Annotated in this window: 4 protein-coding genes; all 4 read left to right on the forward strand. The window is 56.5% G+C overall.

From position 1 onward, the window contains the following. Positions 1–358 precede the first annotated feature (358 nt). The 4 genes from AC1Q7Q_RS40255 to AC1Q7Q_RS40270 all read left to right on the forward strand — a co-directional run bounded on the left by AC1Q7Q_RS40255 (position 359) and on the right by AC1Q7Q_RS40270 (position 5,589). The gene (locus AC1Q7Q_RS40255) at positions 359–1,732 is read left to right on the forward strand and encodes an MmgE/PrpD family protein (protein ID WP_492376786.1); all 1,374 of its coding nucleotides are present in this window, start codon (positions 359–361) and stop codon (positions 1,730–1,732) included. Between the two features lie 104 nt (positions 1,733–1,836). Beyond that, complete coding sequence (locus AC1Q7Q_RS40260) at positions 1,837–2,529, forward strand: cyclase family protein (RefSeq protein ID WP_492376789.1); 693 nt, start codon at positions 1,837–1,839, stop codon at positions 2,527–2,529. A gap of 101 nt (positions 2,530–2,630) precedes the next feature. Further along, positions 2,631–3,908 carry a CoA transferase gene (locus tag AC1Q7Q_RS40265; RefSeq protein WP_492376787.1) on the forward strand — a complete coding sequence of 426 codons (1,278 nt, stop codon included), beginning with the start codon at positions 2,631–2,633 and terminating at the stop codon, positions 3,906–3,908. Further along, positions 3,877–5,589: a thiamine pyrophosphate-binding protein gene (locus tag AC1Q7Q_RS40270; protein ID WP_492376788.1), complete on the forward strand. Its 1,713-nt coding sequence runs from the start codon at positions 3,877–3,879 to the stop codon at positions 5,587–5,589. Before AC1Q7Q_RS40265 ends, AC1Q7Q_RS40270 begins: the two co-directional genes overlap by 32 nt. The last annotated feature ends 126 nt before the right edge of the window (positions 5,590–5,715 follow it).

The raw sequence follows: 5,715 nt of genomic DNA on the forward strand, positions 1-5,715 counted from the left end.
GCCAGTTCCGCCACTCCGATCCCGCCTGGCGCCATGACTGCCTCAGGCTCCTTCGCCTTGAACACCCTGTTCGTCAGGAGCGCTAACCATTGCGCCGCTGACAGCGGCGTCTGCCCTTGTTCCAGCCTCAGTTTAGCGGATCCGCTCGGAGTTCTTCCGAATAGACCTGTTTTGCCTTCTTCAGCACTGACACTTCCCGACTAGATCACCATCTAGAAATCAGGGGTGTCCAGTGCATTCAGGCTACCTCATGGTTCATCATCTAACGGCTGGCCCCAGGTTAAGTCAGCTAGGCCAAATAGGCATTTGACTTGTATCCGCACGGCACTGAGACTACATCCATTGTGAGGAGGAAACCATGACACAGGCACAGATCGACAACGTAACGGCTCCGCTTTCTACCTTCGCTTCGGCATTGCGGTATGAAGATCTGCCGTCTGATGTGGTGCATCAGGCGTCACGCTTTCTCTTGGACGCGGTGGGATGCGCAATGGGAGCGTGGCGGGAAGACCGGCGTAAGGCAGTCCTTGCGCAGCGCATCGTCGAGGATTTCGGCTCAACGGGGAATGCAAGCCTCATAGGTGGCGGTCGATCCCATCCGGCCATTGTTGCGCTCGGTAATGGAATGCTCATTAACGCGACTGACAACGACGACACGCACAAGCGCGCGCTGGCTCATATCGGTTCGGTGGTGGTTCCGGCGGCGCTGGCGATGACTGAGGAGATGCGTGGCGATGGGCGTGATCTCGTCACCGCCCTGGTTGCCGGTTACGAGGTCACTGCTCGCGTCGGGATGGCAGTGATGCCTACGCACTATCGTTTCTGGCATTCCACTGCGACAAACGGAACGTTTGGCGCTGCCGCCGCCGCTGGACGAGCCTTGAAACTGGATCCATCGCAGATGAGGACCGCATTTGGTCTTGCCGGCACGCAGGCTGCAGGGCTGAATACTTTCTTTGAAAGTGGAGACGACTCTAAGAGTCTTCACCCTGGTAAGGCTGGCTTCAATGGCGTACTTGCGGCACGAATGGCGTACCTGGGAGTTACGAGTCCGCCTGACATATTCGGTCATCCCAAGGGATATCTTGCCGCATATAGCCTCGAACCCCGTATGCAAATGCTGTCGAGAGGACTCGGAACGGAGTGGATGATCCTCGATAACGGATTCAAGTTTTTTCCGTCGATTCTCGCGAGCCATTCTCCAATCGGCGCGACACTTGGCATTACGGCAGAGCACGCACTGGACCCAGCTCACATCGCCAGGGTGACAGTGCGCACCTATGCGACGGTAAAATCTCACTTCTCCAGCAAGCTGGTGGACACCACGATGGCTGCACGGCTATCCGTTCCCTACTGTGTGGCGATTGCACTCGTGGACCGCCAAGTCACCCAGAGCCAGTTCCAACCGGAGCGGTTCCAGGATCCGCGAGTTCGCAGTGTCATGGATAAGGTGGAGATCATTGCTGACGAGGAGCTAACGAAGCTCTATCCAGAGAAATTTCCGGCTCAGGTGGAAGTAACAATGGACGATGGCGTCGTCTTTCGAGGCGAAATGTATTACCCGAAGGGAGATCCCAGCAATCCGCTCAGCGATGAAGAGGTACGTGCCAAGTTCCGCGCTAATGCCGCGGGCGTTGTTGAAGACCCTGAAATACTGATTGCAATGATTGAAGAGTTGTCCGAACTGAAGGACATCGCAGTCCTGGGTGAGTTACTGCGCGCCCAGCATTGAACGGATCGGCACGAGTATTTGGGAGACATCACATGTGTGACTGCAATTTGCCGCGCGGCTACGGGTGGAAGGGGTGGCAGGAGTTCCCCGATGGCAATGCATATATGGCTACTGGAAGCTGGCTCGATCTTTCGCATCCACTTAGCAGCGAGACGCCACGAGTCCCATCCTTTCCGAAGCCTGTCTTTGAGCGGATCCGCAGTTTGCCAACGGATGTGATAAACGTCAGTCGCATGGATATGATTGTCCATATCGGAACACATGTTGACTCACCACGTCACTTCTTCCTGGATGCGCCGGCGCTTGAGAACGTGCCACTGGATCGTCTCAGTGGGCTCGGCATCGTATGGTTTGTGGATCTCGGCGATGGTAACCTCATCGAGCCGCACCACCTTGCTGGACTCGAAGGACGACTACGACCTGGCCACATTCTGCTTTTGGACACTGGTTGGCATAGGCTAGCAGGTACTGCAAAATATGACGACGAGCATCCGTCCCTAAGTCTTGACGCTGCGGACTGGATGATTGCGCACGGCGTCAAGATGCTCGGTCTCGATGTTCCCACCCCCGAATTACCTTTTGCGAGACGGGAGCCGGGTTTTGATTTTCCAGTCCACAGGCGGCTACTTTCGCACGGCATACTGATTGCGGAGCACCTCACGAATCTCTCGGCTCTTCATGACAAAGAGATGGAGATCTTCTGCGCAGCACTTAGCATTGTTGGAGGTGATGGGTCACCGGCCAGAATAGTAGCGCGAGAGATTCATCAACGTATTCCAGAAATTATTCCCGAATAATGTTTGCATGATAATCGCTATTATTCGGATTGTAAATTTACTGAATAGACTCTCGCATGAATTAATATCTCATCGAGTGTTTAAATGAACCAATAGATAAAATGAACAAAGCCAAAGATTCGGCAGCGATTCAGATGGAAGATCCGCACGTTGCAGTTGGGGGGGGCTCAAATCCAGCCTTGCGCGGTATGCGAGTCATAGACCTCACACAGTTCGAGGCAGGCACGTCGGTAACGCAGGCGCTCGCTTGGCTTGGGGCCGACGTGATCAAAATAGAGAATCCCGTCGGCGGTGAGCAAGGTCGAGGGGCTTCCACGGACAAGCCAGGATTTGACTCATACTATTTCATGTTGCTCAATGCAAATAAGCGCAGCGTAACACTGAATCTAAAAAGTGAGGAAGGAAGAAAGATTCTGCTGGATCTGGTGCGCGACGCTGACGTCTTCATTGAGAATTTTGCTCCCGGAGCGATTGAGCGACTTGGATTCTCTTATGAAGTTTTATCTCAGATCAACCCAAGACTCATCTACGCTCAAATTAAAGGTTTCGCTCCGGACAGCCCGTTCGCGTCCTATCTGGCGTTCGACATGATTGGACAAGCAGCCGGCGGCATCATGAGTATCACGGGAGAGGCGGGTGGACGTCCCTTGAAGCCGGGACCAACACTCGGCGATACGGGCACTGGCTTGCACTGTGCCATTGGGGTCCTTGCAGCACTCTACCAACGCGAACACACAGGCCGTGGGCAGCTAGTCCAGGTTGCTATGCAAGATGCAATGATCAACTTCTGCCGCATTGCATACGCTGCCCAATCGTTACAGGGAAAGGCGTGCGAGCGGAACGGCAACCAGGTCGTGCTTGGCACTACCGCTCCGAGCGAGGTCTATCCCTGCAAGGGTGGTGGGCCCAACGACTACTGTTACATCTATAGTTCTCGTGCTGGCAATATGCACTGGCACCGCCTCTTGGAGGTGATTGGTAGAGAGGAGCTGAAGGCGGATCCCCGCTTCGCCACACCTCAGGGCCGTGCCAACCATGTTAAGGAAATCGACGCCATCGTCTCCCCGTGGGTAGCTCAGCATTCCAAGCACGATGTGATGCGCCTGCTGGGCGATGCTGGCGTTCCGGCTGGAGCGGTATTTGACACGATGGAGCTGTCGGAGGATATAAACCTGCGAGATCGCGAGATTTTCGTGACTGTTAAGCATCACCAGCGCGGCGATTTTGTAATGCCTGGGTGGCCGGTCAAGATGTCGGACAGTTACGTGAAGGTCCAAGCGTCGCCGGCGCTGGGCGAGCACACGGCAGAGGTCTGTCGAGAACTGCTCGGCTTGCCCGAAGAAGAAATTGAACGCCTTCGTGCACAAGGCGCGATCTAAACGGCAAAGCACTTATTTTGAGAGATCAGAAATCATGAATATCACCGGCTCCGAGCTCGTTGCCAAAGCCCTGCGGCGGCATGGATTTGACGCTTTCTTTTTTATCATGGGTGAGCCTATGTATGGCGTCGAGAGGAGTTGTATCAAGGAAGGTCTAAGGCCAATTGATGTACGGCACGAGCAAGCGGGCGCCATGGCCGCTCATGCATACTCTCGTCTGCTCAATCGGCCTGGCCTCTGCATGGCTGCGTCGGGGCCAGGCACCACCAATTTGGTGACCGGGCTCGCTCATTCGCTGGTGGATTGTGTGCCGGTGGTGGCGCTAGGGGGATCCAGCCCTATCGGTGGCGCTGGACGGGGCGTGTTTCAGGAGTTCGATCAGCTCTCCCTCATGAAACCGTGTACCAAGTGGGCCGCACGGGTTTATGAGACCGAACGGATCCCTGAACTGATCGACATGGCGGTGCGCCAAGCCATGGCTGGTACGCGAGGCCCTGTCTACCTCGATCTCCCCGGCGACGTGCTCTACCGCGAGGTAGACGAGGCAGCTGTGCGCTGGCCAAATCCCTGGACTCCTGAGACAGAGGTGCGCAGTAGCGCGGATACGGATGCGATCCAAAGCGCCGTCGAGATGTTGAAGTCAGCGCAGCGGCCAGTACTCATCTCAGGCAGCGGTGTGCTTTGGGCCGATGCATCGCAGGAATTGCAGGCTTTTGTTCGTCAGACGGGGATCCCTTTCTATACTACCCCGCAAGGACGGGGTGTGGTACCCGAGGATGATCCGCTGTTCTACGCTGGGTCCCGCTCGCTGGCATTCAGGGAGGCCGATGTTTTCGTCGTCGTTGGCACGCGGATGAACTATGTAATCAATCATGCGGCACCACCGCGCTTCAACGCGAACGCCAAGCTTATCCGTATCGAGGTCGACCCTCAGGAGCTGGCGCGTAGCACACGACTCGATCTCGGGTTGCTGGGGGATGCCAAGATTGTGCTGCGCCAGCTCACGGACGCTACACGGGGAACGGTGAATGCGGATCAATTCTCCGCATGGCGAAACAAGCTCGACGACGACAATCGGACACGCATTGCCAAGCAGGAGACTTCGCTCGCCGACGCGTCAGTCCCAATTCATCCCCTGCGCTTGTGCAAGGAGATCAGGGACATCGTTCGCCGCGAAGACATTCTGGTGGTTGACGGTCAGGAGATCCTTAACTTTGGTCGGCAAGCGATTCCTACCTATACGGCCGGTCACCGGCTGAACTCCGGTACATTCGGCACAATGGGCGTCGGTATGCCATTCGGCATTGGGGCCAAGGTCGCCAAGCCAGGCAACCGCGTGGTGGTCCTGCATGGTGATGGCTCCTTCGGTCTCAATGCGATGGAGTTCGACACGGCGGTTCGCCACAACCTCCCCATGCTCGTCGTCATCAGCTTGAACGGAGGCTGGACCGCCGATCCGAAGCAGGAGAAGCCGGGGCGCGATCTCGGATATACGCGTTTCGATCAGATGGCGATTGCGCTGGGTGGACACGGAGAGTATGTCGAGGATCCGACAGAACTCGCGGCCGCATTGCAACGCGCGCTTGAGGCGGTTGATCGTGGACAGCCGGCGCTCGTCAACGTGAAGACGGATTGGCGCGCGCGGGCCGGAGCGGCAGCGTTCACCGCATATTCCACTTGATTGCTCCCGGCGCCGAGCTGCGGACTATGGTAGTTCGGTGCTGGAAGACCAATGTTCATTCGGGTCACCGCGTGACCCGAGGAGGCTGTTGCCGTCTGCAGACAGAGTTTCTATCGGCTGGCCCGA

Source organism: Cupriavidus sp. GW823-FHT07A04 (assembly GCF_058794615.1).

Excerpts from the sequence above, each read along its gene's own strand:
- AC1Q7Q_RS40265 (WP_492376787.1), top strand. The coding sequence starts at position 2,631 with ATGAACAAAGCCAAAGATTCGGCAGCGATTCAGATGGAAGATCCGCAC.
- AC1Q7Q_RS40260 (WP_492376789.1), top strand. The coding sequence starts at position 1,837 with ATGGCTACTGGAAGCTGGCTCGATCTTTCGCATCCACTTAGCAGCGAG.
- AC1Q7Q_RS40255 (WP_492376786.1), top strand. The coding sequence starts at position 359 with ATGACACAGGCACAGATCGACAACGTAACGGCTCCGCTTTCTACCTTC.